Raw genomic sequence first — 25092 nt, forward strand, 5'->3', positions numbered from 1 at the left:
GGCCGGTCGTTGCGGGTCAGGCTTTCCTGACGAACTCGGTCTTGAGGCTCATCGCGCCGAAGCCATCGATTTTGCAGTCGATGTCGTGATCGGCGTCGACGAGCCGGATGTTCTTGACCTTGGTGCCCATCTTGACGACGCCACCGCCGCCCTTGAGCTTCAGATCCTTGATGACGGTGACGGTGTCGCCATCGTGAAGAACGTTGCCCGCGGAATCGCGATAGACCTTCGCGGCGGGCTCCGATGCGGTATCTGTCTGCGCGGACCATTCGTGCGCGCATTCGGGACAGATGTACATGCCCGCATCTTCATAGGTGAATGCCGACCGGCATTGCGGACAGGGAGGTAAAGCGCTCATACGTTTCCTTGATGCCTCGTAGCGGAATTGAAGGCCGGAAAAGTATACCGCCGACCTCGCGCCGAACGACACGCTCGAACTCCTAACCGCGCCGCTCCCACCACGCCGCAGCGAGAAACGCGCACGCGGCCGCCGTCAGCACGCCGATGAGCGCATCGGCGCCGACGCGCTGCATCAGCGTGCCCGCGACGATCGGTCCGCCGAAACTCGCGACGCTCCACGAAGCCCCGACAATCGCCGTCGCCGAGACCAGCGACGGTCCGCGAAAGCGTTCGCCGCACGCGACGAGCGACAGCGTGTACACGCTGCCCGCCGCCGCGCCGGTCACGAAGAGCAGCGGCCAGCAGATCCACGGATACGCGATCGCCCAAGGCAAAAGCGGCAGCAGCAGCGCGACGACCACGCCCGCGCCCGCATGCACCTTCGCGCGCCCGATGCGGTCGGCGAGCCAGCCGATCGGGAACTGCATCGTCGTATCGCCGAGCAGGATCGCCGATGCGAACAGCACGCCGATATCCTCGCCGACGCCGTGCGACATCGCGAAAAGCGGCATCAGCGAGAGCGCGAGCGTGTCGAAGAGCGCGAAAAAGCCCGTGCCGATCACGAGCGCGGGCATGCGCGGCAACACGCTGCGCCAGTCGCCGTGCTCGCCTTCTTCCGATGCCAGCGCGTGCGGCGCGCCGCGTATCGATGCGAGCGCGGGCAACGCCAGCAGAAAGATCGCCCCGCAGATGGCAAAGCGCATCGACGGCAAGCCGCCGATCACGCTGACGAGCACCGGGCCCGTCATCTGGAAGAGCGTGAAGTTGGTCGCGTAGATCGCGACGACGCGGCCGCGCGTGGAGTCGTCGGCGAGTTGCGTGACCCATGCTTCGCCGATCGTGAAAAGCAGCATCAGCGCCGCGCCGCACAGAAAACGCAGCACGGCCCACAGCCACAGGTTCACGGTGAACTGCATCGCGATAGTCGAGAACGCCGCGACGATCACCGTGCCGACGATCGTCTCGCGCGCCCCGCAACGCCCCGCGAAGCGGCTCGCCACCGGCGCAACCATGAGCCCGCCGAGCGCCTGCGTCGCCGTCATCCAGCCGACGATGTCCGTGCCAAAACCCGATTGCGTCAGCGCGAGCGACGTCAGCGGCAGCGTCGCGCCGAGCCCCAGGCCGACAACCGCGACGCTCAGAATCAGCGCGAGAAAATCGCGCGAGAGAATGCCTTTCATGCAACGTACTGCCCGAAGCAACTCAGGCGGGTTGTCCGATCGAAAGACGGCGCGCGCGCTTGTCGAGCGTCGCCGAGAGCAGCGTCAGGCCGAACGCGCTCACCGCCATCAGTACGCCGACCCACGGCAGCGACGTGAGCGGTGCGCCCGCGCCGATCACGCAGCCGCCGAGCCACGCGCCCGTCGCGTTGCCGAGATTGAACGCGCCCTGGTTCAACGTCGATGCGAGATTCGGCGCATCGCTCGCGCGGTTCACGATCAGCATTTGCAGCGGCGGCACGATCGCGAAGGCGAGCACGCCCCAGAAGAAGATCGTGATCATCGCGGCGACCGGCTGATGCATCGTGCCGGCGAAGATCGTCAGAACGGCGACGATCGCGAGCAGGAAGGACAGCAGCGAACGCAGCAGCTTCCAGTCCGCGAGCTTGCCGCCGAGCGTGCTGCCGACCGTCAGGCCGAGACCGAACAGCAGCAGCACATACGTGACCGCGTGCGGCGAAAGGCCCGTCACGTCTTCGAGAATCGGCGTGATATACGTGAACACCGAGAAAAGACTGGCCGACGCGAGCACGCTGATGCCGAGCACCATCAGCACTTGCGGGTTCTTGAGCACGTCGAATTCGCGCAGGATGCTGGTTTCCGGCATCTCGATGTGCTTCGGCAGGCACACATGCAGCGCGCCCGCCGCCGCGACGCCGATCAGCGTGACGACCCAGAACGTCGAGCGCCAGCCGGCCGCTTGGCCGAGCGCGGTGCCGAGCGGCACGCCGAGCACGTTGGCGAGCGTGAGGCCGGTGAACATCAGCGCGATGGCCTGCGCGCGGCGGTTCGGCGCGACGAGATCGGCCGCGACCACCGAGCCGATGCCGAAGAACGCGCCGTGACAGAACGCGGTGACGATGCGCGCGCCCATCAGCACCCAGTAGTTCGGCGCGAGCGCGCACAGCAGATTGCCGACGATGAACACGCCGATCAGGCTCATCAGCGCCTTCTTGCGCGGCATCTTCGCGGTGACGACGGCCAGAATCGGCGCGCCGACCGTCACGCCGAGCGCATAGCCGGACACGAGCATGCCCGCCGCCGGAATCGTCACCGCGAGATCGCGCGCGACGTTGGGCAACAGGCCCATGATGACGAATTCCGTCGTGCCGATGCCGAACGCGGCAATGGCGAGAGCGAAAAGAGGCAGAGGCATGGCGGAAGAGAAGGAGATGTCACGTCTGGGCGCATCGTCGGATTGAGCGATGCAGGCGCCGAGGCGGAGTTGAAGGCTCGAATTGTACCGAAACGTCATTTTCGACGCTGGTATAAACCCTTATTCCGATCGGCCGATCCATGCTCCGGCCCGAACGGATATTCTTTCTGACGCGGCAGCGGCGCACGACTCTTGCAAACGCTGCGCCGCCATGCGTCAGATGTTTCCGGTAACACGCTCGCGGCCTCGCATTCCTTGCGCGTCGGGGGCGCCGCGCAGTGTTGGTCGCAGTGTTGGTAAAACGCAGCAACTTTTTGAACGAGAAAGATGTCACTGACAAAATTCTGTATTCACGCGGCAGCCGCCGGCACGCTGTTCATCGCTACGCTTGCGTTCGCCCAGAGCGACGCCGCCGGGCCCATCGCAACGCAGGCGGGAACGCTGCACTTTCTCCGCGATGAATCCGGCATGGCCGCGGTCATCGACAAAGAGGTATTCGATCGCTTCGACGCGAAGCGCGTCGTCCATTTCGATGAAACTTCCGGCACGAGCGACACCGTCACGCGCATGCTCGTGCAGACCGGTTCAGGCCCGATCCTCTACGATTTCCGCCGCCATCCGCCACTCGTGCAGCGCGCCGGCCAGCGCATGACGGTCAAGCGCGTGTTCTGGCAACGCGAGGAGGTGGTGATGCAGTCGAATCTCGGCTGGTACCGCTTGCAGCGCGGCAAGCTCACGAAGCTGCAATCGTCGACGAACGTCTATCACTGAGCGGGAACACGCGCTCGCCCGCGATCACGTAGAGCGCTTCGCCGCGCACGCCGCCGTTGACTGCGAAGCCGCCCGTGAACGCGCCGAACGCCGGCAGCACGCCCGCGCGAGGGCCGAAGCGGAAGCACGGCAGACGCGCGCTGTCGACGCGCGTCGCGAGCCGGTACACCGGATGCTCGTGTCCCGCGAGCGCGTAAGCGCCATCGACCGTCTGCGGATGATGGCAAAGCGCCCACGGTCCGAGCGCGTGCGGTTCCTTCACGACATCGACGCCGTACAGCGCGGGCAGCGCGCCCGCGTGCCTGTCGTGATTGCCTTCGACGAGCACGAGCGCGAGTTCGCGATGCTTCGCGCGCCACGCGGCGAGGGCGTCGAGCGTCTCGTCGGCGTGGGATTCGCGCGCGTGCAGCAAGTCGCCGAGAAAGACGATCGATTCCGGCCGATGCGCCGCGACGAGCGCATCGAGCCGCGCGAGGCTCTCGCCGGTCGTGCCGACGGGCACCGGAATGCCGCGCGCGCGGAACACGGCGTCCTTGCCGAAGTGCGCATCGGCGATGAAAAGGCTTCGGGCGTGCGGATCGAACGCCGCGCGATCGGCGGATAGGACGAGCGCGTGGCCATTCACATCGATGGTCAAAGCTTCCATTTATGTCTTCGCCGCCTTCTCCAGATCCGCGAGCATGCGCTCGACGCGATCCGAGAGCTTCTCCGTGCTCACCTTTTCCCGCAAGCGCGCGACGATCAGCGGAAACGCGAACGGCGTGGGCTTCTTCGGCGCATGCAGCGCGAGGCGGCTCGCGCTCATGCGTTCGAGCGCCGCGCGGATGCGGCCGAGTTCGAGTTCCTGCAGCATCACTTCCTGATCGGCCTGCGCAAGCAGCAGATTGCTGCTGTCGTGCTTGCGAAAGACTTCGTAGAACAATCCGCTCGACGCCTGCAATTGCCTCGCGCTTTTCTGCTGTCCCGGATGCCCCTGATAAATCAGCCCCGACACGCGCGCGATTTCGCGAAAACGCCGCGCCGACAATTCGGATGCGTTGAGGCTCGCGAGAATGTCGTGCTCCAGATTCTCCGGGGAAAAAAGCCCTTCCGCGATGAGCGTCTCCCAGTCGAACGGTTTTGCCGACAGCAGTTCGAAGCCGTAATCGTTCATCGAAATCGAAAACGTGCTCGGCTGATCGCGTGCGACGCGCCATCCGATCAGCGATCCCAGGCCAATATGCGCCATGCGCCCCGCAAACGGATAGCAAAAGAAGTGATGACCTTCGCGCGAGCGCACGCGTTCGACGACGAGCACGCCCGGCCCCGGCAGCGCGGACCACTTCGCCTGCAAATCGAGCAGCGGTTTGACGGCGCGCATTTCCGGCTCGTCGTAGATGCCGTCGTTGGCGCGCGCGAGCATCACGAGCGCGGCATCGGCCAGTTCGGACGACAGCGGCATCTTGCTGCCCGCCCATTGCGGCATCGCCCCGCGCGATGAAGTCGCGCGTTTCACATACGCGGTCATGTCGCGCACGCGCACGAGTTCGAGCGCGCGTCCGCCGAAGGTGAAGACATCGCCGGGCTTCAAGCGCGAGATGAACGACTCCTCCATCGCGCCGATGCGCCCGCCCGTCATATAGGCGACGTTGATGGTTGCGTTTGCAACTATTGTCCCGACGTTGTTGCGATGCCTGCGCACGAGGTCTTCGCGCGGCACGCGATACACGCCGTCATCGTCCTTCACTACGCGATGAAAGTCCGGATACGCCGCGAGCGATGCGCCGCCGCGCTCGACGAAAGCGAGCGCCCAGTCGAATTCCCGCTGCGTCAGATCGCGATACGCATACGCGCTCTTCACTTCGTCGAGCATGTCGGCGGGCGTGAAGCCGCCGCCGATCGCCACCGTCACGAGATGCTGGACGAGCACGTCGAGCGGCTTCAACGGCATGTCGCGTCCTTCGATGCGCCGCTCTTCGATCGCCCAGCGCGCCGCGGCCGCTTCGACGAGTTCGAGCGCATGCGTCGGCACGATCGTCACGCGCGATACGCGCCCCGGCGCGTGCCCCGAGCGTCCCGCGCGCTGCATCAGACGCGCGACGCCTTTGGGCGAGCCGATCTGAAAAACGCGATCGACCGGCAGAAAATCGACGCCCAGATCGAGACTCGACGTGCACACGACCGCCTTCAGTTGCCCGTTCTTCAAGCCTAGTTCGACCCAGTCGCGCACTGCCTTGTCGAGCGATCCGTGATGCAGCGCGAGCAAGCCGGCCCAGTCGGGCCGCAATTCGAGCAGCGCGCGATACCAGATTTCCGATTGTGAACGCGTGTTGGTGAAGACGAGCGAGCTTTGCGCGCGCTCGATTTCGTCGGCGACGGGACCGACTTGCCGCACGCCGAGATGGCCACCCCACGGGAAGCGCTCGATGGTTTCGGGAATCAGCGTATCGACGACGAGCGTTTTCGGCTGCGCGCCACGCACCACGACGCGCGGCGTCTTCACCGGATGCAGCAACGCATCGTGCGCGAGCGCGAGATTGCCGAGCGTCGCGGACAAGCCCCAGATCTGCAGATCGGGACGCCAGCGCGCGAGCCGCGCGACCGCCAGTTGCGTCTGCGTGCCGCGCTTGTTGCCGAGCAGTTCGTGCCATTCATCGACGACGATCATGCGCAGATGCTTCAGTTCTTCTTGCGCGTTGGCGCGCGTGAGCATCAGCGTGAGGCTTTCGGGCGTCGTGACGAGCGCGGACGGCATCCGGCGACTCTGACGCGCGCGTTCCGTCGATGACGTGTCGCCGGTGCGCAGCCCGACCGTCCACGGCACGTTCAGCGCAGTGACGGCGCTTTGCAGCGCGCGGGCGCTGTCGGCGGCGAGCGCGCGCATTGGCGTGATCCAGAGGACGGTGAGCGGCGCGGGATTTTTATCGGCTTTCGATGACCGCGCGAAAGCCGCGAGCGCCCCGAGCCACACGGCCCACGTTTTGCCCGCGCCCGTCGTCGCGTGCAGCAGGCCGCTCGCGCCACGCTCGATCTCACGCCACGCTTCGCGCTGAAACTCGAAAGGCTGCCAGCCGCGCTCGTCGAACCAGCGCGCGATGCGTTCGTCGATTGGCTTTGCAGCTTCGTTCGCGTCGTACGCGAAAGGCGCGGGCGTGAAGGATTCGGCGGCGGCATCGAGTTTTGCCTGCGCCGCACGCGTGCGCGGCACGCGTCGAGGTCGCGGCGCGCGGTGCCTGCGCTCGCCGGCCGATTCGGACTCGCTCATGCCGTGGCCTCGTTCAGAAAGCCCTTGAGGATGTCGAGCGTATCGGCGTCTTCGATTTTTTTATCGGTGCGCCAGCGCAGCATGCGCGGAAAGCGCACGGCGATGCCCGATTTGTGACGCGGGCTCGCCTGTATGCCTTCGAAGCCGATCTCGAAGACGAGCGTCGGCGTGACGCTTCTCACCGGCCCGAATTTCTCGATGGTCGTCTTGCGCACGATCGCATCGACCTGGCGCATTTCTTCGTCGGTCAGTCCTGAATACGCTTTTGCGAAGGGCACGAGCGTGCGCGTGCCGTCGGCTTCGTCCCAGACGGCGAAGGTGAAATCCGTGTACAAGCTCGCGCGCCGGCCGTGACCGCGCTGCGCATAGAGCAGCACGGCGTCGATCGCATACGGATCGATCTTCCACTTCCACCACGTTCCCGACGCCTTCGTGCGCCCGACGCCGTACATCGACGCGCGTTCCTTCAGCATGAATCCTTCGACGCCGCGCGCACGGCTTTCGTCGCGCAATTTCGCCAGTGCAGTCCAGTCGGATGCCGTCACGACCGGCGACACGCGCAAGACATTCACCGCAAGCGACGACGCGAGCGCGTCGAGTTGCGCGCGCCGCGCGTGCAGCGGCTCCATGCGCTGATCGCGGCCATCGATTTCGAGCAGATCGTAGGCAAGCAGCGCGGCGGGGGAATCGGCCAGCACTTTCTTCGTGAGCGACTTGCGCGTGATGCGCGGCTGCAGTCGCGCGAAGGGCAAGGGCGCGTCCGCGCCCGGTTCCCACGCGAGGATTTCGCCGTCGATCACGGTGCCGTCGGGCAACGCTTCGCCGAGCGACGCGAGCTCCGGAAAGCGCTCCGTGACGAGATCCTCGCCGCGCGACCAGATCCATACGCGGCCCGCGCGCTTCACGAGCTGCGCGCGTATGCCGTCCCATTTCCATTCGACGATCCAGTCGTCGGGCGAGCCGAGCGTCGCCGGATCGGCCTGCAGCGGATGCGCGAGAAAGAACGGATACGGCAGGCCGATATCGCTTTCGTGCGGCGTGTCGACGTCATCGCCTTCTGCTGCCGGCGCGATCAGCCGAAGATAGCGCGCGGCGCTCGGCTTCTCGCGCGAATCGGTCCAGCCGACCATGCGTTGCGCGATGCGCTTATGATCGACGCCCGCGACCTGCGCGAGCGCGCGCACGACGAGCTGCCGCGCGACGCCGACGCGAAAGCCGCCGCCGATCAGCTTCGTCAGCAGGAAACGCTCGCTCCAGTTGAGTTCGTCCCAGTAACTCAGAAGCCGCTCGCGCAATTCGGACGGATCCGCGCCGCGCAGCGTGAGGATGCGTTCCTCGATCCATTGCGCGAGTCCGAGCGACGATTCTCCCGACGCCGGCGGCAAAACGTGCGCGATGGTTTCAGCGAGATCGCCGACCGCCTGATACGACTCTTCGAAGAGCCACTCCGGCAAGCCCGCGCGTTCGCGGGCGAACTCGGTGAGCAGACGCGTCGGCACCGACTGGCGCGGCTTGCCGCCTGCGAGAAAGTACGACGCCCACGCGGCGTCTTCGGCTTGCGCGCCCGAGAAATACGCGATCAGCGCTTCGAGCTTTTCGTTCGTCGATGTCGTCGCGTCGAGCGCGGCGTAGAGCGTCGCGAAGCGCTTCATGATGTTTGCGCCATATCGGCTTCGATGGCGTCGTCGCCGTATTCGGTCGTGAACGCGCCCGCATCGAGGCCTTGCTCGTTGAGCCAGCGCACCATCGGCTCGATCTGTCCGTGCGTGACGATCACGCGCTCGGCGCCGCTCGCACCGATGGCGAGCTGCAGGCCGGGCCAGTCCGCGTGATCCGAGAGCACGAAGCCGCGATCGACGCCCTTGCGGCGCCGCGTGCCGCGCAGACGCATCCAGCCGGACGCGAAGGCATCGCTGTATTCGCCGAAGCGGCGCATCCAGGTGCTGCCTTGCGCGGACGGCGGCGCGACGATCAGCGCGCCTTTGAACGCGGCCTTGTCTTTCGCGGCGATCTCGCTGACGAGGCGCGTCGGCGGCAACGCGACGCCCGATTCGCGATACGCGCGATTGAGCGGCTCGACCGCGCCGTGACAGAAGATCGGACCGATGGCGGCATCGACGCCCGCGAGCACGCGCTGCGCCTTGCCGAACGAATAGCAGAACAGCACCGACGCGCGGCCTTGCGCCGCGTTATGCCGCCACCATGAGTCGATGCCGTCGAAGACATCGCGCGAGCTGTCCCATCGATAGATCGGCAGCCCGAACGTCGATTCGGTGATGAACGTATCGCAGCGTACCGGCTCGAACGGCGCGCAGGTCGGGTCGGGCTCGACCTTGTAATCGCCGGACGCGACCCACACGCGGCCCTTGTGTTCAACGCGCACCTGCGCCGATCCGAGCACGTGCCCGGCGGGATGCAGCGACACGCGCACACCGTTCACGACGATTGCTTCTCCGTAAGCGAGCGCTTGAACATCGATGCCCGGCAGCCGCGACAGCAACACGCCGACGCCGGGCTCGGCCGCCAGGTAATGCGTGTGCCCGAAGCGCGCGTGATCGGCATGCGCGTGCGTGATGACGGCACGTTCGACAGGCCGCCACGGGTCGATATGGAATTTGCCCGGCACACAGAAAAGACCCTCGGGCCGCGCGACGATGAGATCGGAAGAAGTGTCCACGAGTCGTTGATCGGTGCCGTGAATGAAAGTCACATGACAAGCGATCTCGCAGGCTATGTCCATGTGTTCGATTCTGGCAACAAAAGCACATGCCGTGCCCGTCATGGCGCTTTCACGAATTGCGTCTAGGGTGTAAAAGTTTGTTTAGCCCGAGCGCCTGTTCAGCGGCGGTCGTTCAGGCTGCTTGTCAGCGAAACACGCGCGCACGGGGCGCGCGCCGCAGTCTTCCTCCTATGCCGAACATGGACACGATGGTTGCGCCGACCGCCGCAGAAGCGGTCTGGATCGTCAGATTGCAGAGCCATCCGCAGTACGACTTCGTGCGGCTGAAGCGGGTGTTCACCGACCATGGCTCGCGTCATCAGGTCGTGCTCGTCGACGTGAGGAAGCTCCTCGCGTGCGCCGATCGCGACGACACCGACTACGTGCTCAAGGCCGTCGACGACTGGCACGCGGGCAAGGTGCGCGGCATCCGCGAGTTTCTCGATCCGGACAATCCGCGCGTGCCCGAAATGCCCTACGTGACGATCAGCGTGCGCCGCTCGCCCGGGCTGCTCGGGTTGCTGGGCGTGCATCGGGAAGGTGTCGTGGCGTTTCGCAACGGCCAGCATCGCGCGCGCTACATGGCCTATGCCGGCGCCTTGTTGATGCCGGTTGAAGTGCACGAGCGCGAGGCGTCCTTGCTGCGCGAGATGTGCGCGGCGCCGGATGCGTCGAATGCGGAGTACGGGGAGGGTTGAGCGCCGCCCGATTCGGCGCTGGACGAAGCTTAGTTGTGCGGTGCGATCGGGAGATTGGGTCAGACGGCGGTAAAACGCCGTGCTGGCCCTTGTGCTTGCTATGGCTTCAGTTGGCGGTCGCGGTCGCGTTGCGCAACGCCTGCATCGGCATCATCGCCGGCATGGTCGGGCGGATGATTTCGTCGGGACGCGTGCCGCCTTGCGCGGTGAATTCCCGGCCGAGATAGTCCAGCGCATAGTCGATGAAAAAGCGCGTCTTCGCGGGCAGATATTGCCGCCCCGGATATACGATCGACACTTTCATGTCGGGGTCGTCGATCGAATAGCCGTCGAGCAGGCGGACGAGCGTGCCGCTTTCGATGTCTGCCCGCACGATGCCTTCGGGAAGAATCGAGAAGCCCATGCTTTTCAGCGTGGCGAGACGCACCATCAGCGCGTTGTTGACCGTGTAGACCGGCGCGAGCGTGACCTGATCGGCGGCGCCGTGACGATGCCGGAAATGCCAGGTCTGGCTGCGCATTTCGTTCGGCAGTCCGACGGACGGCAACGTTTGCAGATCGGTCGGCGTGGCGGGCGTGCCGTGCTCGGCGACGAACGCGGGCGTCGCGACCGTCACGAGCGCGCTGGTGCCGACCGGCCGCTCGATGAGCGCGGTGCTCGACACCATGAACGCCGTGACGATGCCGACGTCATAGCCGTCCTCGACGAGATCGACATGGCGCTCCGCGAGCGTGAGCCGCACGTTGACCTTCGGATACACCTTGCGGAAGCCGTCGATGAGCGGCGTCAGCGTGAGCAGCGAAAGCGCGCTGGATGCAACGACGCGCAAAGTGCCGCTCGGCTCGCCTTCGGTGTGCGTGACTGTGGATTCCAGATGATCCAGTTCCTCCAGCAACGCGCGGCAGCCCTCGAGATAGCGTGTGCCCGCTTCCGTGAGAGACAGATTGCGGGTAGTGCGGTTGATGAGACGTGTTCGCAAATGCGCTTCGAGCATCGCGATTGCCCGAGTCACGAGCGCATTCGAGACATCGAGTTGTTGAGCAGCGCGGCGAAAACTCTCCGTGTCTGCCACGCGCACGAACACACGCATTGCATGGATCTGATTCATCATTTAGCCCTCTCAGGTTTTACCACACGGGCCGGACATGTTGTTCTAGGACAACTTTGTGTCCGGTTCTTGAATCTCGCGTTAAGTCGATAATATTTAGAGCTAACCAAATTTGCAATATCAAATTTCCATTGAGCGATAAATTTACCGCATCGTTATTGCCGCTGTTAATAGCGAAGACGCATGTTTCGAAAACTAATTTAGCGCTGTTCGAAATGCAATAGGTACGAAATGCATGTATTTCGTAAATCTTTCGCGAATTAGGACTGTATGGTTAATTTGCTTAAAAAACGGCATTTTCTGCGCGCTTTCCGCGTGCGAACGCATCGAAGTAACACTCAAGGCCGAAAGAGATTTTATATATCGCCCGGTAAATGCCGATTAAAACTTTTGGTGCAAACCCGTTTCTCTTTTCGGATATTGATGGATATATCGATGCCGCAATTACGTTCGAAATTCGAAAACACGGGTTGACGTCATGATTTGGACTCTGCTTGCGGCGCATCCTGAAATCGCCCTATTTTCGAGCCTCGCTATTGGTTATCTCGTCGGGTCCGTGAAGCTCGGCCCCATTCAGCTCGGCGGCGTTTGCGGCACACTCGTCGTCGCGCTGATTCTTGGACAAAGCGGCGCGCGCATTTCACCCGATCTCAAGAACATCGCATTCGCGCTCTTCATCTTCGCGCTGGGTTTCACGGGCGGCCCGCAGTTCTTCGCGAACATCGGGCGCGGCTGGCGTTACGGCGCGTTGTCGATCGTCGAGATCGTCGTCGTGGTCGCGCTCGTGCTCGGCGCCGCCGTCATATTGAAACTCGACGCGGGAACGGCGGCCGGCTTGCTTGCCGGCGGCGCGACGGAATCCGCGGTGATCGGCACGGCGTCGGAGGCCATCGGGCGGCTCGGCCTGTCCACGACAGATACCGCGCGGCTGCAGGCGAACATCGTCACCGCTTACAGCGTGAGCTATCTGTTCGGCCTCGTCACGATCGTGCTGTTCACGAGCCAGTTCGCGCCGCTCATCCTGCGCGTGAATCTGCGCGACGAAGCGGAGCGCGTGTGGCGCAAGCTGGGCGGCGACGGCGCGCTCGGCACCGGGCAGACGCCCGCCGCGCCGCCGCTCGCGGGCCGCGAGCTAAGGGTGACGGCCGCCGCGGGCCTCACCGTCGGCGACCTGGAGAAGCGCTTTCGCGACAACATCAGCGTGCAGCGCGTGCAGCGCGACCGCTCGGTCATCAAGCCGCAAGCGGCGGTCATGCTGAAGGCGGGCGATCTCGTCGTGGTCGGCGGGCGGCGCGAGGCGCTGGTCGAGGCGATTCCCGCGATCGGCGAGGAAGTTTTCGGCAACGGCGTCTCCGATGTCTATGTCGAACGCACGGATGTGATGCTCACGCGGCGCGAACTGCACGGCCTCACGCTCGCCCAGGTGCGCGCCCGCGCCGCGCCCGCCGACGCCCACGGCGTCTTCGTCGCGGCCGTGACGCGTCTCGACAGCACGATTCCCGCGCTCGCCGGCACGCAGGTGCATCGCGGCGACGTGCTGACGCTCATGGGCAACAAGGAGGATGTCGCGCGCGGCGCGGCCAGGCTCGGCTACATCATCCGCGCGACGCAGAAAACCGACTTCGTGTTCCTCGGGCTCGGCGTGCTGCTCGGCATCGCGGTCGGGCGGCTGTCGGTACATGCCGGCGACATCGATCTCACGCTCGGGACGGGCGGCGGCTGCCTGCTCGCGGGGCTGCTGTTCGGCTGGATCCGCTCGCGTTATCCGCTGACCGGCTCGCTGCCCTCGGCGGCGGCGCAGATATTGAAGGACTTCGGCCTGTGCACGTTCATCGCGGCGGTCGGGCTGTCGGCGGGCCCGGACGCGTTGCGGCTCGTTCGCGAATACGGCATCGCGCTGCCGGTCGCGGGCATCGTCATCACGCTCGTGCCGGCGCTCGCGTCGCTCTTCATCGGACGATGGCTGCTCAAGCTCGACGTGCCGATGCTGCTCGGCGCGATCGCGGGGCAGCAATGCAGCACGCCCGCGATCAGCGCGCTCGTCGGCGTGACGGGCAACGCGACGCCGATGATCGGCTACACGATCACGTATGCGCTCTCGAACGTGCTGTTGCCGCTGCTCGGCCCGGTGATCGTCGGGCTCACGAGCAAACTGGGCTGACCGTATGGAATGGCTCCACGACATCTTCCAGAAAGCGCCGGAATCGGCGCTCTTTCTTTCGCTCGCGGCGGGTTATCTGATCGGCCAGATCAGCTTCGGCAAGTTTCAACTGGGCGGCGTGGGCGGCTCGCTGATCGCGGCGGTGATCGTGAGCCAGGCGGGCGTGCAGATCGACAACGGCGTGAAATCCGTGATGTTCGCCGTGTTCATCTACGCGGTCGGCTACGACTCCGGCCCGCAGTTTTTCAGCTCGATCAACCGCCGCACGCTGCGCGAAATCGCGATGGCGCTGTTCCTCGCGGTGACGGCGCTCGCGAGCGTGATCGTCTGCGCGAAGCTGTTCGGGCTCAACAAGGGGCTAGCGGCCGGACTCGCGGGCGGGGCGCTGACGCAATCGGCGATTATCGGCACGGCGGGCGATGCGATCGCGCGGCTCGGATTGCCCGCCGATCAGACCAAGGCGTTGCAGGCCGACGTCGCGGTCGCGTACGCGGTAACGTACGTGTTCGGCTCGCTCGGCGCGATCATCGTATGCGTGAACATCCTGCCGAAGTTCATGGGGCAGAGTCTCAGGGATGCGTCGATCGAAGCGGAGAAGGCGCTCGCGGGCGGGGCGTCCGGTCCCGGACCAGGGCAGATTTCGGCGTTGCCCGCGCTCGTCGGACGCACGTATCGCGTGACGCACGATGGCGCGGCGGGGCGCACGGTCGCGCACGTCGAAGTCGACGACCGGGACATGATCACCGTCGAGCGCATCCGGCGCGGCGGGCGCGCGCTGGAGCCTGCCGCGGACTTCGTATTGCGAGCGGGCGATATCGTGCTCGTCGTCGGGCGGCGCGAGGCGATGGCGGGCGCGACGGCGCACATCGGCGAGGAAATCGCGGACGCCGATGGCAGCAGCGTCGTCATGCAGAAGCGTCAGGGCGTGTTCACGAAGCGCGGGATGAACCACGTGAGCATCGCCGACGTGCGCGCGACGGTCGATCGCGACATTCGGCACGGCGTGTATATCCACGGCATCACGCGTGCGGGGCATCCGTTGCCGGTGCTGCCCGAGACGACGCTCGATCACGGCGATGTCATCACGTTCTACGGCGCGCCGCAGGACACGAAGCGCGCCGTCGATGCCGCCGGTTACGAACTGCCGTATTCCGACAAGACCGATTTCATCTACATGGGCGTGGGTATCGTGCTCGGGTTGCTGATCGGGCTGATCGTCGTCGATGCAGGCGGCGTGCCGCTCACGCTCGGCTCGGGCGGCGGCTGCCTGCTCACCGGTTTGCTGTTCGGCTGGATGCGCGGCAAGCATCCGATGTACGGCGTGATGCCGCCGGCCGCATCGCAATTGCTGAAGGATTTCGGACTGGCGGCGTTCGTCGCGGTGGTCGGGCTGAATTCCGGCTTGCAGGCGGTCGTCACGGTGAAACAGAGCGGGCTGACGATCTTCCTGCTCGGCGTGTTCGTCACGCTGTTTCCGCTCGTGCTGACGATGCTCTTCGGCCGCTACGTCCTGCGTTACGACAACGCGGCGCTGCTCGCGGGCGCGCTCACCGGTTCGCGCAGTGCGAATCCGGCGTTCGGCGGCGTGCTCGACAAAGCCGAAAGCGCCGCGCCGACGGTGCCGTTCGCGATCACGTATGCGTTGGCGAACGTGCTGCTGACCTTGCTCGGACCTTTGGTGGTCGGGCTCGTCTGAAGCGGCGGGCGTGCTCCTTGCGCCATAATCGGCGGACCTGCAAGGAGACTTCTTCATGGCTCAATCCAATGCGGCAACCGTCACGCTTCCGTCCGGCGAAGCGATTCCGAAACTCGGCCAGGGCACCTGGGAAATGGGCGAGCGCCCGAACGCGCGCAAGAGCGAGATTGCCGCTTTGCGCGAGGGCGTCGATCTCGGCATGACGCTCGTCGATACCGCCGAGATGTACGGCGAAGGCGAAAGCGAGAAGCTCATCGCCGAAGCGCTCGGCGACAGGCGCGACGAGCTTTTCATCGTCAGCAAGGTGTATCCGCATAACGGCAGCGAGCGCGGCGTGCAGAGCGCATGCGAGCGCAGCCTGAAACGCCTGAAGACCGATCGCATCGATCTGTATTTGCTGCACTGGCGCGGCGGCGAGGATCTCGAAGGCGTGATCGCGGGTTTCGAAAAACTGAAGGACGACGGCAAGATTCGCCACTGGGGCGTGAGCAACTTCGACACGGACGACATGGAAGAGCTCTTATCGCTCGATGGCGGCGACGCCTGCGCGACCGATCAGATTCTCTTCAACGTCGCGCGGCGCGGGGCGGAGTTCGATCTGTTGCCGTGGCTGCGTGAGCACCGCATGCCCGCGATGGCGTACAGCCCCGTCGATCACGCGCGTCTGCCGCGCGGCGGCGCGCTGGAACAGATCGCGGCGGCGCGCGGCGTGTCGGCGTTTCAGGTGGCGCTCGCGTGGGTGCTACAGCAGCCGCAGGTATTCGCGATTCCGAAAGCGTCGGATGTCGCGCACGTTCGCGAGAATCGCGCGGCGCTCGATCTTCACCTGTCCGCCGACGAGCTCGCGGACATCGATCGACAGTTCAAGCCGCCGAAGTCGAAGCGCCCGCTCGAAATGCTGTGACGACGCGCCGGATCACGTGCACGCGTGATGCGCGTGCACCGAGCCGAGCACCGCGACTTCCGCGGGCGTGCGCCTCAGATCGGCTTCGTTGACCTGCTTCGCATCGGCGAGGAAGTCGTCGACGATCGACGACACGGTCGTGTCCGCGAGACACAGCGATACGCGCTTCGTCTCGCCATCGGGCAGCGACGTGCGCTGCGACAGAAACAGCACGCCGTACTGATAACCGCGCACGATTCCGCGTACCGCGCCCACGCATTGTCCTTGCGCCGTGTTGTCGGACTTCGCGGCGCATTGCTGCGCGAGCGCGTAGGCCGAGAAAGTCGGATCGGACGCGCCGGGCGCCGGAGCCTGTGGTGCGGTCTGCGCCTGCGCGGCCGTCGCGACGCCGAAAGTCAGTGCGCAAAGCGCGGCGGAGAGGGCGGGTTTCATCGGTTGAATCCTCGTTGTTTTGAAGGTTGAACCGATGAGAGGCGCGCAACGCCGCTTTGGTTCCGACGAAAGCCTCAGCGCGCCTGACGCTGCAGCGTGCGCAATTCGTCGACGGGAATGTGGCAATGAATCGCGTGACCGTCGCCGGCGTCGCGGCACGGCGGCGTTTCGGTTTCGCAGATTTCGCCGATCTTGCGCGGACAGCGCGTATGGAACACGCAGCCCGAAGGCGGATTCGCCGCGCTCGGCAACTCGCCCGACAGCCGGATGCGCTTCGCGTGCGTCCCGTCGATCGACGGCACCGACGACAGCAATGCTTCGGTGTACGGATGCTGCGGTCCGTCGAATACGGCGGCCGCGCGCCCGATCTCCATGATGCGCCCGAGATACAGCACGGCGATGCGGTCCGACAGATAGCGCACGACATGCAAATCGTGCGAGATGAACACGTAGGAGACGCGGCGCTCGCGCTGCAGATCGGCAAGCAGATTGAGGATCGCGGCCTGCACGGAGACATCGAGCGCGGAAGTCGGTTCGTCGCACACGACGACGCGCGGATCGCCCGCGAACGCGCGCGCGATCGCGACGCGCTGCTTCAATCCGCCCGACAGTTGCCGCGTGCGCGAGCTCAGATAGCGCTCCGGCAGACGCACCGCTTCGGTCAGCGTGTGCAGGCGCTGTTCCTTCGCTTCGCCGTGCAACGCGGCGAGCTTCGACAGCGAACGCGCGATCAGTTGCCGCACGGAATGCGCGCGATTCAGCGCGGAATCCGGGTTCTGAAAGACGATCTGCAGCGACTTCACCTGTTCTTCGCTGCGCCGGGTCACGCGCTCGGGCAGCGCGGCGCCGTCGAGTTCGAGCGACGCGCCTTTGTCGGGCGATACGAGGCCGAGCAGCAGCTTCGCGAGCGTCGTCTTGCCGCTGCCCGATTCGCCGACGAGCCCGAGCGTTTCGCCCTGCACGAGATCGAGCGAGACATCGTGGACGGCGCGCACGTCTTCATCGCCGACGCGGAATGTCTTCGAGAGATTGCGCGCGGATAGCGCGAGCGGCTGATCGACACCGTCGGCATCGGCGACGGGCACCGGCGCTTCGTCGGCCGAGCGCGGCAGCGTTTCCGCGCGTTCGTGATAGTGACAGCGCGCCATCTGATCGCCGTGCGCCGACGCCACGCGATACGGCGGCGGCGCGTCCTTGAGACAACGCTCGTCGGCGAGCTTGCAGCGCGGCGCGAAAATGCAGCCCTGCGTGATCGATCCGGGCAGCGGGAGGGAGCCTGGAATCGTGTCGAGCCGGCCCGTTTCCTTGGCGCGCCCCGCACGCGGCAGACAGCGCAGCAGGCCGACCGTGTACGGATGACGCGGCTTGGCGAACACGTTGGCGGTCGTGCCTTCCTCGACGAGCTTGCCCGCGTACAGCACGCCGACGCGATCGCACATGCGCCCGATCACCGCGAGATTGTGGCTGATGAAGAGCACGGCCGTGCCCAACTCCGCACGCAATTGCGCGATGAGGTCGAGCACTTCGGCTTCGACGGTGGCGTCGAGGCCCGTGGTCGGTTCGTCGAGAATCAGCAGTTCGGGATTGCACGCGAGCGCCATCGCGATGACCACGCGTTGCTGCATCCCGCCCGAAAGCTGATGCGGATAACTCTCCATCACGCGTTCGGGCGATGCGATGCGCACGCGTCTCAGCATGTCGGCCGTGCGCGACAGCGCTTCGTCGGCGGATGCGCCCGTGACTTCGAACGCTTCGGAGACTTGCCGCGCGATCGTCAGCGACGGATTCAGCGCGCGTCCGGGATCCTGATAGACCATCGACACGGCGGTCGCGCGCATGCCGCGCAGCGCGTCGGCGTCGAGCGCGGCGACGTCGCGCCCGGCGATCGAAATGCGGCCAGCCTTCACGCGCCCGTTGCGCGGCAAGTAGCGCAGCACCGCGAGCGCGGCGGTCGACTTGCCGCAGCCCGATTCACCGACCAGCCCGTAGGCCTCGCCGCGCCTGACGCGCAACGTGACGTCCTGCAGCACGTCACGTTCGCGTCCGCGCGAACGGTACGCGACCGTGAGGCCGACGACCGTGAGCGCGTCGGCCTGATCGCCTTTCGCGGCGCCGAACGTGGGAAAAGCCGATGGCGGCGGTCCGTTCATCGGTCGAGCACTCCTTGCACGGCATCCGCGACGAGATTCACCGCGACGACCAGCGACGCGATCGCGGCGGCGTCGAAGACGACGGTCCACCACGCGCCGCCCGCCATCAGCGTATAGCTTTCGGACAAGGCGAGACCCCAGTCGGCGGACGGCGGCTGAATGCCGAAGCCGAGAAACGACAGCGTCGCGACGGCGAAGATCGCGTAGCCGAGACGCACGGTCGCCTCGACGATGATCGGCGGCAGCACGTTCGGCAGAATCTCCGCGAACATGATGTAGAGCGCGTTCTCGCCGCGCAATTGCGCCGCGAGCACGTAGTCGAGATGGCGCTCGCTCAGCACGGCGGCGCGCACGGTTCGCGCGGTGATCGGCGCGAAGGTGAGGCCGATGACGAGGATCACCGTCGTGTTGCTCGCGCCGACGGCGGCGAGCGCGAGCAGCGCGACGATCACGAGCGGCAGCGCGAGCAGCGCATCGATCACGCGGCCGATGGCGGCGTCGACCCAGCCGTCGAAATAGCCGACGACGAGCCCGAGCGCCGTGCCCGCCGCCGTGCCGAGCAAGGTCGCGAGCGGCGCGATCGTCAGAATGTCGCGCGAGCCGACGATCACGCGCGCGAACACGTCGCGACCGAGCTGGTCGGTGCCGAACCAGTGATCGCCCGAAGGCGCGACGAGCGAGTTGAGCGGATCGGACGCGTAGGGATCGTGCGGCACGAGCCAGTGGCCGAAGAGCGCGCACAGCACCCAGAAGAGCAGGATCAGCACGCCGATATCGAAGGTCGCGGAACGCACGAGCGCGCTCAACGCTTCGAAGCGGCGCGATTTCGGTGCGATAGCGGCCGCCGTGCTCATTTCGCTTCCCCGGTGCGCAGGCGCGGATTGAGCACGACGTAGAGCGCATCGGCGATCAGATTCGCCGCCGTATAGATCACGCCGATGGTCAACACGCCCGCTTCGAGCATCGGAAAGTCCTTCGCTTTTGCGGCGTTGTAGATCAGCGAGCCGATGCCCTGGTAGTGAAACAGCGTTTCCACGACGACGAGTCCGCCGATCATGTAGCCGAGCTGCGTCGCGGCGACGGTGACGGTCGGCAAAAGCGCGTTGCGCAGCACATGGCGCACGATCACGACGCGCTGCGGCAAGCCCTTCAGGATCGCGGTGCGCGTGTAATCGGCGTCGAGCGCTTCGACGGTGCCCGCGCGCGCCATCCGCGCGATGTAGCCGAAGAACACGAAGACGAGCGGCAGCACTGGCAGGATCAGATGTTCGAGTTGCGTGAAGAAGCCCGCGTCGGCAGGCGCGGTCGCTTCGATCGGCAGCCATTGCAGCCAGACGCCGAAGATCAGGATCAGCACGATCGACGAGACGAATTCCGGCACCACCGTCGCCGTCAATCCGCCGATGCTGATGACGCGATCGATCCATCGTCCCGAATGCAGCGCCGCGTACACGCCGCCCGCGATGCCGAGCGGCACCACGACGACGAACGCGAGCGCGCCGAGCTTCGCCGAATTCCACAGCGCGTTGCCGATGAACGGCGCCACGGGCGCGCGAAACGCGTAGGACTCGCCCATGTCGCCGCGCAGGAAATGGCCGATCCAGCTCGAATACTGCGTGAGAAGCGGCCGGTCGACGCCAAGCTGATGGTTGAGCGCGGCGACCGCGCGCGCGTCGGCGAGCGGGCCGAGAATCGCGCGGCCGACGTCGCCGGGCAGCAACTGGCCGCCCGCGAACACGATCATCGACAGAAGCCACAGCGTGACGAGCGCGAGCAAGAGCCGCACGCCGACGAAGCGCGCGATGCGCTTCATTCGGGCGAAGTCGGCGACGTGCGCCGTGGGCGTGATCGTGCTCATTCGCTTACGCCGAGATCGTCGCGCGGTCGAACCACATCTGCGAAATCGCGTTGAAGCGCACGCCGGAGACATTGGCGCGCGTGACGATCAGCTGGTCGTAGAAGTAGGGGATGACGACCGGCGTTTCGTCGAGCAGCAAATGCTGAATCTGCGCGGACAGCTTCTTCTGCGACGCGACGTCGAGCGCCGCGACGAACTGCGCGACGAGCTTGTCGTATTCGGGATTCTTGAAGTGCGCCGCGTTCCAGGTGCCGCCGCTCGTCAGCGGCGCGTTGAGGAACACGTTCGGCACGCCGCGATGCCCGTAATCGGTGATGCCGAGCGGCGAATCGAGCCAGTCCGACTTGCCGAACGTGCCCGAGCCGTAATAGAGGTCCTGACTCTCGACCTTCAACTGGATGCGTATGCCGATCGCCTTCGCCGCGTTCTGCACGACGACTGCGAGATCGGGAATCTCCATGTACTTTTCGGTCGTGAGCGTGACGTCGAAGCCGTTCGCGACGCCGGCATCGCTCATCAGCTTCTTCGCCTGCGCGATGTCGATCTTGCGTTGCGGCACGCTGAGATCGCTCGACGGAAAAACCGGCGCGAACGGGCTGTCGTTGCCGACTTGCGCGCGGCCGCGGAACAGGCCCTTCACGATGACTTCGCGATCGATCGCGAGCGCGAGCGCCTGACGCACGCGCTTGTCCTTGAACGGCGCCATGTCGCAGCGCATGTGCAATTGCCGATGCGAACTCGACTTCGTGCCGAGCACCTTGAATTGCGGATTCGTCAGCATCGCGACCCCGCCTTGCACCGTGAAGTCGCCCATCACGTCGGCCTGGCGGCCTTGCATCGCGAGAAGCTGCGCCTGTTGATCCGCGTAGAAGGAAAACTGCACGCGATCGGGCAGCGCTTTCTCGCCCCAGTAGTCGGGATTGCGCACGAACGATGCGCCCACTTTCGGCGTGTATTTCTCCAGCTTCAGCGCGCCCGTGCCCATGAACGTCTTCTCGTAAGGGCCGCTGAAATTCGCCGGGAGGATCACGGCGTTATACGTATCCGAGGAAACGTAATACGGGAAATTGCCATTGGGCGCGTCGAGATGAAACTCGACGGTGTGATCGTCGACGGCCTTCGCCGAATCCTTCGACAGCACGCCCTTCAGCACCGAAAGCGCAGCCGAGCCGGTCGCCGGATCGGACAGGCGGTTGAAGGTCGCGACGACGTCCTTCGCGGTCATCGGCTGGCCGTCGTGGAACTTCACGTTCGGGCGCAGCTTGAACGTCCACACGTCGCCCTTGGCATTCGACGACCACGACAGCGCGAGCGCCGGCTTGAGCGTCAGATGCTCGCTGTCGTCGTCGACGAGAAATTCGCCGGTCTGATTGATGAGCGCAAGCCCCGACGCATCCGTCACGGTGAGCGGATCGACGGCGCCCGCGGGCATCAGATGCGCGACGCGGATCGTGCCGCCCGGCTTGCCCGCGCCTTGCGCCCGCGCGCCCGGCATACCGAAGATGCCGCCCGCCGTGAGCGCGATGCCGAGCACGCTCGCATGGCGCAGCAACTCGCGGCGCGTGAGGCGTCCGGCCATGAACTCGTCGATCGCGTGATTGCCCAGTTCGCCCGCGCGAGGGCGGGCCAGTTCCAGAAGATGCGCGTCGGTCGAAGGTTTCTTCATCGTGTGCTTTTCCGTTGTCGTTGTTTGCTGGCCGTCGCCCACGCGCGATCGGCTCGACCGCGCCGTCGAGGTGCATTCGGGCATCGCTAGCAAGGAACGCGCCGCTCCATGACGCGCCCGTGCGCTTTTCAGTGATCGTGTGGATGCTTGTGAATCGGATCGACCCAATAGACTTCCTCGGGCTTCTCGACGGCATCGATGTTCAGATTCACCACCACCGCTTCGTTGTCGCTGCGCACGAGCACGCATTCGAGCGGATCGGCGGTGCTCGCGTTGATTTCCTGGTGCGGCACATAAGGCGGCACGAAAATGAAGTCGCCGGGACCGGCCTCGGCCGTGAACTCGAGATGCTCGCCCCAGCGCATGCGCGCCTGGCCGCGCACGACATAGATGACGCTTTCGAGCGCGCCGTGATGATGCGCGCCGGTTTTCGCATTCGGATGGATCGTGACCGTGCCGGCCCAGATTTTCTGGGCGCCGACGCGCGCCGCGTTGATGGCAGCCGCGCGGTTCATGCCGGGCGTCTGCGGCGTGTTGGTGTCGAGCTGATCGCCCTTGATGACCTTGACGCCGTGTTCGCGCCAATCGATGTGCTGATGTGGATCGCTCATGTCGCTCATGCCCGTGTATCGTCTGCGGATATGAAAAAGTCCGTTGCCGCCATCAAGGAAGCGAGCAACGGACTTCCGATACTACACGGTTCGATCGCGATTATTTCGCTTTCGAATTGATGATCGCTTCCGACACGTTCGACGGCGTCTCCGCGTAATGCTTGAACTCCATCGTGTAGGTCGCGCGGCCTTGCGTCAGCGAGCGCAGCGACGTCGAGTAGCCGAACATCTCGGCAAGCGGCACTTCCGCGCGCACGAGCTTGCCGCCGCCGCCCGCGATGTCCTCCATGCCCTGCACGATGCCGCGCCGGCCCGAGAGATCGCCCATCACGTTGCCCATGAAGTCCTCGGGCGTCTCGACTTCAACGGCCATCATCGGTTCGAGCAGCACGGGCTTCGCCTTGCGCATCGCTTCCTTGAAGGCCATCGAGCCCGCCATGCGGAACGCGTTTTCGTTCGAATCGACATCGTGATACGAGCCGAAGGTGAGCCGCACTTTCACGTCGACGACCGGATAGCCCGCGAGCACGCCGGCCTTCAGCGTTTCCTGAATGCCCTTGTCGACGGCGGGGATGAACTCGCGCGGAATCACGCCGCCCTTGATCTGGTCGACGAACTCGTAGCCCTTGCCGGGGTCCGGCTCCAGCGCGATCACGGCGTGACCGTACTGCCCGCGTCCGCCCGACTGCTTGACGAATTTGCCTTCGACATCCTCGACCTTGTTGCGCACGGTCTCGCGATACGCGACCTGCGGCTTGCCGACCGTCGCCTCGACGCCGAACTCGCGCTTCATCCGGTCGACGAGAATCTCGAGGTGCAGCTCGCCCATGCCGGAGATGATCGTCTGGCCCGATTCCTCATCGGTCGTCACGCGGAACGACGGATCTTCCTGCGCGAGACGGTTCAGCGCGATGCCCATCTTTTCCTGATCGGCCTTCGTCTTCGGTTCGACGGCCTGCGAGATCACCGGTTCAGGGAAGATCATCCGTTCGAGGATGATGACGTTCTGCGGATCGCAAAGCGTGTCGCCGGTCGTCGCTTCCTTGAGACCGACGGCCGCCGCGATGTCGCCCGCGCGCACCTCCTTGATTTCCTTGCGCTCGTTCGCGTGCATTTGCAGAATCCGGCCGAGGCGCTCCTTCTTGTCCTTCACCGGATTGAAGACCGTGTCGCCTGAATTCACGACGCCCGAATACACGCGGAAGAAGATCAACTGCCCGACGAAGGGGTCGGTCATGATCTTGAACGCGAGCGCGGAGAACGGCTCGTCGTCGCTCGGATGACGCTCCGCTTCCTCGTCGTCTTCCGTGTGGCCGAGAATCGCGGGCACGTCGACGGGCGAGGGCAGGTAGTCGATCACGGCGTCGAGCATCGCCTGGACGCCCTTGTTCTTGAACGCGCTGCCGCAGAGCATCGGTACGATTTCGTTGGCGATCGTGCGTTTGCGCAGCGCGCCCTTGATCTCGTCCTCGGTCAGGCTGTTGTGGTCTTCCAGATACTTCTCGAGCAGCTCTTCGCTCGCTTCGGCGGCGGCCTCGACCATCTTCTCGCGCCACTCGTGCGCGAGATCCTTGAGGTTGTCGGGAATTTCCTCGTAGGTGAACTTGATGCCCTGGCTCTCGTCGTCCCAGACGATCGCCTTCATCTTCACGAGGTCGACGACGCCCTGGAAGTGATCTTCCGCGCCGATCGGAATCTGGATCGGCACCGCGACGCCCTTCAGCCGGTCGCCGATCTGCCGCTGCACGCGAAAGAAGTCCGCGCCGACGCGGTCCATCTTGTTGACGAACGCGATGCGCGGCACCTTGTACTTGTTCGCCTGACGCCACACGGTTTCCGATTGCGGCTGCACGCCGCCGACCGAGTCGTAGACCATGCACGCGCCATCGAGCACGCGCATCGAGCGCTCGACTTCGATCGTGAAGTCGACGTGCCCCGGCGTATCGATGATGTTGATGCGATGTTCCGGATAATTGCCGGCCATGCCTTTCCAGAAGGCCGTCGTTGCCGCGGAGGTAATCGTGATGCCGCGTTCCTGCTCCTGCTCCATCCAGTCCATCGTGGCCGCGCCGTCGTGCACTTCGCCGATCTTGTGCGTCACGCCGGTGTAGAAAAGGATGCGCTCGGTAGTCGTAGTTTTGCCGGCATCGATGTGAGCGCTGATTCCGATATTCCGATAGCGCTCAATGGGAGTCTTGCGGGGCACGTGAACCTCCTGTGGTTTGAGTCGGCGCGGCGTGTGAAGCCAACGCGAATGCGTCGCGCCGAATCTTTTTAGGATAGCGCGTCGGCAGGCTCT

General features: G+C 65.1%; 20 protein-coding genes. 5 read left to right on the plus strand and 15 right to left on the minus strand.

What is annotated here, in order from left to right; all coding sequences use genetic code 11:
• Positions 1–16: 16 nt before the first annotated feature.
• The 3 genes from LDZ23_RS02500 to LDZ23_RS02510 form a co-directional block, all read right to left on the minus strand.
• Complete coding sequence (locus tag LDZ23_RS02500) at positions 17–358, minus strand: zinc ribbon domain-containing protein YjdM (protein ID WP_244807730.1); 342 nt, start codon at positions 356–358, stop codon at positions 17–19.
• A gap of 82 nt (positions 359–440) precedes the next feature.
• A complete protein-coding gene (locus LDZ23_RS02505) occupies positions 441–1580 on the minus strand; it encodes an MFS transporter (protein WP_244807731.1) in 1140 nt (379 codons plus the stop codon).
• A 22-nt stretch (positions 1581–1602) separates the two neighbouring features.
• The gene (locus LDZ23_RS02510) at positions 1603–2775 is read right to left on the minus strand and encodes an MFS transporter (RefSeq protein ID WP_033537120.1); all 1173 of its coding nucleotides are present in this window, start codon (positions 2773–2775) and stop codon (positions 1603–1605) included.
• A gap of 327 nt (positions 2776–3102) precedes the next feature.
• Between LDZ23_RS02510 and LDZ23_RS02515 the strand changes: the two genes are divergently transcribed.
• On the plus strand, positions 3103–3546 hold the full coding sequence (locus LDZ23_RS02515) for a hypothetical protein (RefSeq protein ID WP_244807732.1): 444 nt from the start codon (positions 3103–3105) through the stop codon (positions 3544–3546).
• Here LDZ23_RS02515 and pdeM read toward each other — a convergent pair.
• From pdeM to LDZ23_RS02535, 4 genes are read right to left on the minus strand one after another with little or no spacing between them, the layout of a single operon-like run.
• Positions 3509–4192: a ligase-associated DNA damage response endonuclease PdeM gene (gene pdeM / locus LDZ23_RS02520; RefSeq protein ID WP_244807733.1), complete on the minus strand. Its 684-nt coding sequence runs from the start codon at positions 4190–4192 to the stop codon at positions 3509–3511. The genes LDZ23_RS02515 and pdeM overlap by 38 nt on opposite strands.
• Complete coding sequence (locus tag LDZ23_RS02525) at positions 4193–6790, minus strand: ligase-associated DNA damage response DEXH box helicase (RefSeq protein ID WP_244807734.1); 2598 nt, start codon at positions 6788–6790, stop codon at positions 4193–4195.
• Positions 6787–8442: an ATP-dependent DNA ligase gene (locus tag LDZ23_RS02530; protein WP_244807735.1), complete on the minus strand. Its 1656-nt coding sequence runs from the start codon at positions 8440–8442 to the stop codon at positions 6787–6789. Before LDZ23_RS02530 ends, LDZ23_RS02525 begins: the two co-directional genes overlap by 4 nt.
• Complete coding sequence (locus LDZ23_RS02535; RefSeq protein WP_244807736.1) at positions 8439–9467, minus strand: ligase-associated DNA damage response exonuclease; 1029 nt, start codon at positions 9465–9467, stop codon at positions 8439–8441. The genes LDZ23_RS02530 and LDZ23_RS02535 overlap by 4 nt, the downstream gene beginning before the upstream one ends.
• 233 nt (positions 9468–9700) lie before the next feature.
• Here LDZ23_RS02535 and LDZ23_RS02540 point away from each other — a divergent pair, with 233 nt between their 5' ends.
• Positions 9701–10207, plus strand: coding sequence for a plasmid fertility inhibition factor family protein (locus LDZ23_RS02540; protein ID WP_008351228.1), 507 nt, complete (start codon positions 9701–9703; stop codon positions 10205–10207).
• 106 nt (positions 10208–10313) lie between these two features.
• On the opposite strand, the gene LDZ23_RS02545 is transcribed toward LDZ23_RS02540, so the two are convergent.
• Complete coding sequence (locus LDZ23_RS02545) at positions 10314–11318, minus strand: LysR family transcriptional regulator (protein WP_239295376.1); 1005 nt, start codon at positions 11316–11318, stop codon at positions 10314–10316.
• A 475-nt stretch (positions 11319–11793) separates the two neighbouring features.
• Here LDZ23_RS02545 and aspT (LDZ23_RS02550) point away from each other — a divergent pair, with 475 nt between their 5' ends.
• The 3 genes from aspT (LDZ23_RS02550) to LDZ23_RS02560 are packed head-to-tail and all read left to right on the plus strand — an operon-like array spanning position 11794 to position 16076.
• On the plus strand, positions 11794–13476 hold the full coding sequence (gene aspT, locus LDZ23_RS02550; RefSeq protein ID WP_244807737.1) for an aspartate-alanine antiporter: 1683 nt from the start codon (positions 11794–11796) through the stop codon (positions 13474–13476).
• 4 nt (positions 13477–13480) lie between these two features.
• Positions 13481–15172 carry an aspartate-alanine antiporter gene (gene aspT / locus LDZ23_RS02555; protein WP_244807738.1) on the plus strand — a complete coding sequence of 564 codons (1692 nt, stop codon included), beginning with the start codon at positions 13481–13483 and terminating at the stop codon, positions 15170–15172.
• Between the two features lie 55 nt (positions 15173–15227).
• Positions 15228–16076 (plus strand): aldo/keto reductase, encoded by an 849-nt coding sequence (locus LDZ23_RS02560; RefSeq protein WP_244807739.1) that lies wholly within the window; start codon positions 15228–15230, stop codon positions 16074–16076.
• Positions 16077–16088: 12 nt separating this feature from the next.
• On the opposite strand, the gene LDZ23_RS02565 is transcribed toward LDZ23_RS02560, so the two are convergent.
• The 7 genes from LDZ23_RS02565 to fusA all read right to left on the minus strand — a co-directional run bounded on the left by LDZ23_RS02565 (position 16089) and on the right by fusA (position 24999).
• Positions 16089–16508: a Rap1a/Tai family immunity protein gene (locus tag LDZ23_RS02565; RefSeq protein WP_008351222.1), complete on the minus strand. Its 420-nt coding sequence runs from the start codon at positions 16506–16508 to the stop codon at positions 16089–16091.
• 74 nt (positions 16509–16582) lie between these two features.
• Entirely contained in the window at positions 16583–18658 is a 2076-nt protein-coding gene (locus tag LDZ23_RS02570; RefSeq protein WP_244807740.1) for an ABC transporter ATP-binding protein, read from the minus strand.
• Positions 18655–19512, minus strand: coding sequence for an ABC transporter permease (locus tag LDZ23_RS02575; RefSeq protein ID WP_008351220.1), 858 nt, complete (start codon positions 19510–19512; stop codon positions 18655–18657). The genes LDZ23_RS02570 and LDZ23_RS02575 overlap by 4 nt, the downstream gene beginning before the upstream one ends.
• A complete protein-coding gene (locus LDZ23_RS02580) occupies positions 19509–20516 on the minus strand; it encodes an ABC transporter permease (protein ID WP_008351219.1) in 1008 nt (335 codons plus the stop codon). The genes LDZ23_RS02575 and LDZ23_RS02580 overlap by 4 nt, the downstream gene beginning before the upstream one ends.
• A 4-nt stretch (positions 20517–20520) precedes the next feature.
• Positions 20521–22182 (minus strand): ABC transporter substrate-binding protein, encoded by a 1662-nt coding sequence (locus LDZ23_RS02585; protein ID WP_244807741.1) that lies wholly within the window; start codon positions 22180–22182, stop codon positions 20521–20523.
• A 128-nt stretch (positions 22183–22310) separates the two neighbouring features.
• Positions 22311–22793, minus strand: coding sequence for a cupin domain-containing protein (locus tag LDZ23_RS02590; RefSeq protein ID WP_033537126.1), 483 nt, complete (start codon positions 22791–22793; stop codon positions 22311–22313).
• Positions 22794–22893: 100 nt separating this feature from the next.
• A complete protein-coding gene (gene fusA, locus LDZ23_RS02595; RefSeq protein ID WP_008351216.1) occupies positions 22894–24999 on the minus strand; it encodes an elongation factor G in 2106 nt (701 codons plus the stop codon).
• Between the last annotated feature and the right edge of the window lie 93 nt (positions 25000–25092).

The sequence above is a fragment of the Caballeronia zhejiangensis genome, from assembly GCF_022879815.1.
GTDB lineage: Bacteria > Pseudomonadota > Gammaproteobacteria > Burkholderiales > Burkholderiaceae > Caballeronia > Caballeronia zhejiangensis.

What these genes read in the sequence shown, in the direction of transcription:
- LDZ23_RS02560 (WP_244807739.1), top strand. Translation starts at nt 15,228, where the DNA reads ATGGCTCAATCCAATGCGGCAACCGTCACGCTTCCGTCCGGCGAAGCG.
- LDZ23_RS02580 (WP_008351219.1), bottom strand. Translation starts at nt 20,516, where the DNA reads ATGAGCACGATCACGCCCACGGCGCACGTCGCCGACTTCGCCCGAATG.
- LDZ23_RS02505 (WP_244807731.1), bottom strand. Translation starts at nt 1,580, where the DNA reads ATGAAAGGCATTCTCTCGCGCGATTTTCTCGCGCTGATTCTGAGCGTC.
- LDZ23_RS02515 (WP_244807732.1), top strand. Translation starts at nt 3,103, where the DNA reads ATGTCACTGACAAAATTCTGTATTCACGCGGCAGCCGCCGGCACGCTG.
- LDZ23_RS02500 (WP_244807730.1), bottom strand. Translation starts at nt 358, where the DNA reads ATGAGCGCTTTACCTCCCTGTCCGCAATGCCGGTCGGCATTCACCTAT.
- LDZ23_RS02530 (WP_244807735.1), bottom strand. Translation starts at nt 8,442, where the DNA reads ATGAAGCGCTTCGCGACGCTCTACGCCGCGCTCGACGCGACGACATCG.
- LDZ23_RS02545 (WP_239295376.1), bottom strand. Translation starts at nt 11,318, where the DNA reads ATGATGAATCAGATCCATGCAATGCGTGTGTTCGTGCGCGTGGCAGAC.
- LDZ23_RS02585 (WP_244807741.1), bottom strand. Translation starts at nt 22,182, where the DNA reads ATGAAGAAACCTTCGACCGACGCGCATCTTCTGGAACTGGCCCGCCCT.
- aspT (WP_244807737.1), top strand. Translation starts at nt 11,794, where the DNA reads ATGATTTGGACTCTGCTTGCGGCGCATCCTGAAATCGCCCTATTTTCG.
- LDZ23_RS02575 (WP_008351220.1), bottom strand. Translation starts at nt 19,512, where the DNA reads ATGAGCACGGCGGCCGCTATCGCACCGAAATCGCGCCGCTTCGAAGCG.
- LDZ23_RS02565 (WP_008351222.1), bottom strand. Translation starts at nt 16,508, where the DNA reads ATGAAACCCGCCCTCTCCGCCGCGCTTTGCGCACTGACTTTCGGCGTC.
- LDZ23_RS02570 (WP_244807740.1), bottom strand. Translation starts at nt 18,658, where the DNA reads ATGAACGGACCGCCGCCATCGGCTTTTCCCACGTTCGGCGCCGCGAAA.
- pdeM (WP_244807733.1), bottom strand. Translation starts at nt 4,192, where the DNA reads ATGGAAGCTTTGACCATCGATGTGAATGGCCACGCGCTCGTCCTATCC.
- LDZ23_RS02590 (WP_033537126.1), bottom strand. Translation starts at nt 22,793, where the DNA reads ATGAGCGATCCACATCAGCACATCGATTGGCGCGAACACGGCGTCAAG.
- LDZ23_RS02510 (WP_033537120.1), bottom strand. Translation starts at nt 2,775, where the DNA reads ATGCCTCTGCCTCTTTTCGCTCTCGCCATTGCCGCGTTCGGCATCGGC.
- aspT (WP_244807738.1), top strand. Translation starts at nt 13,481, where the DNA reads ATGGAATGGCTCCACGACATCTTCCAGAAAGCGCCGGAATCGGCGCTC.
- LDZ23_RS02525 (WP_244807734.1), bottom strand. Translation starts at nt 6,790, where the DNA reads ATGAGCGAGTCCGAATCGGCCGGCGAGCGCAGGCACCGCGCGCCGCGA.
- LDZ23_RS02540 (WP_008351228.1), top strand. Translation starts at nt 9,701, where the DNA reads ATGCCGAACATGGACACGATGGTTGCGCCGACCGCCGCAGAAGCGGTC.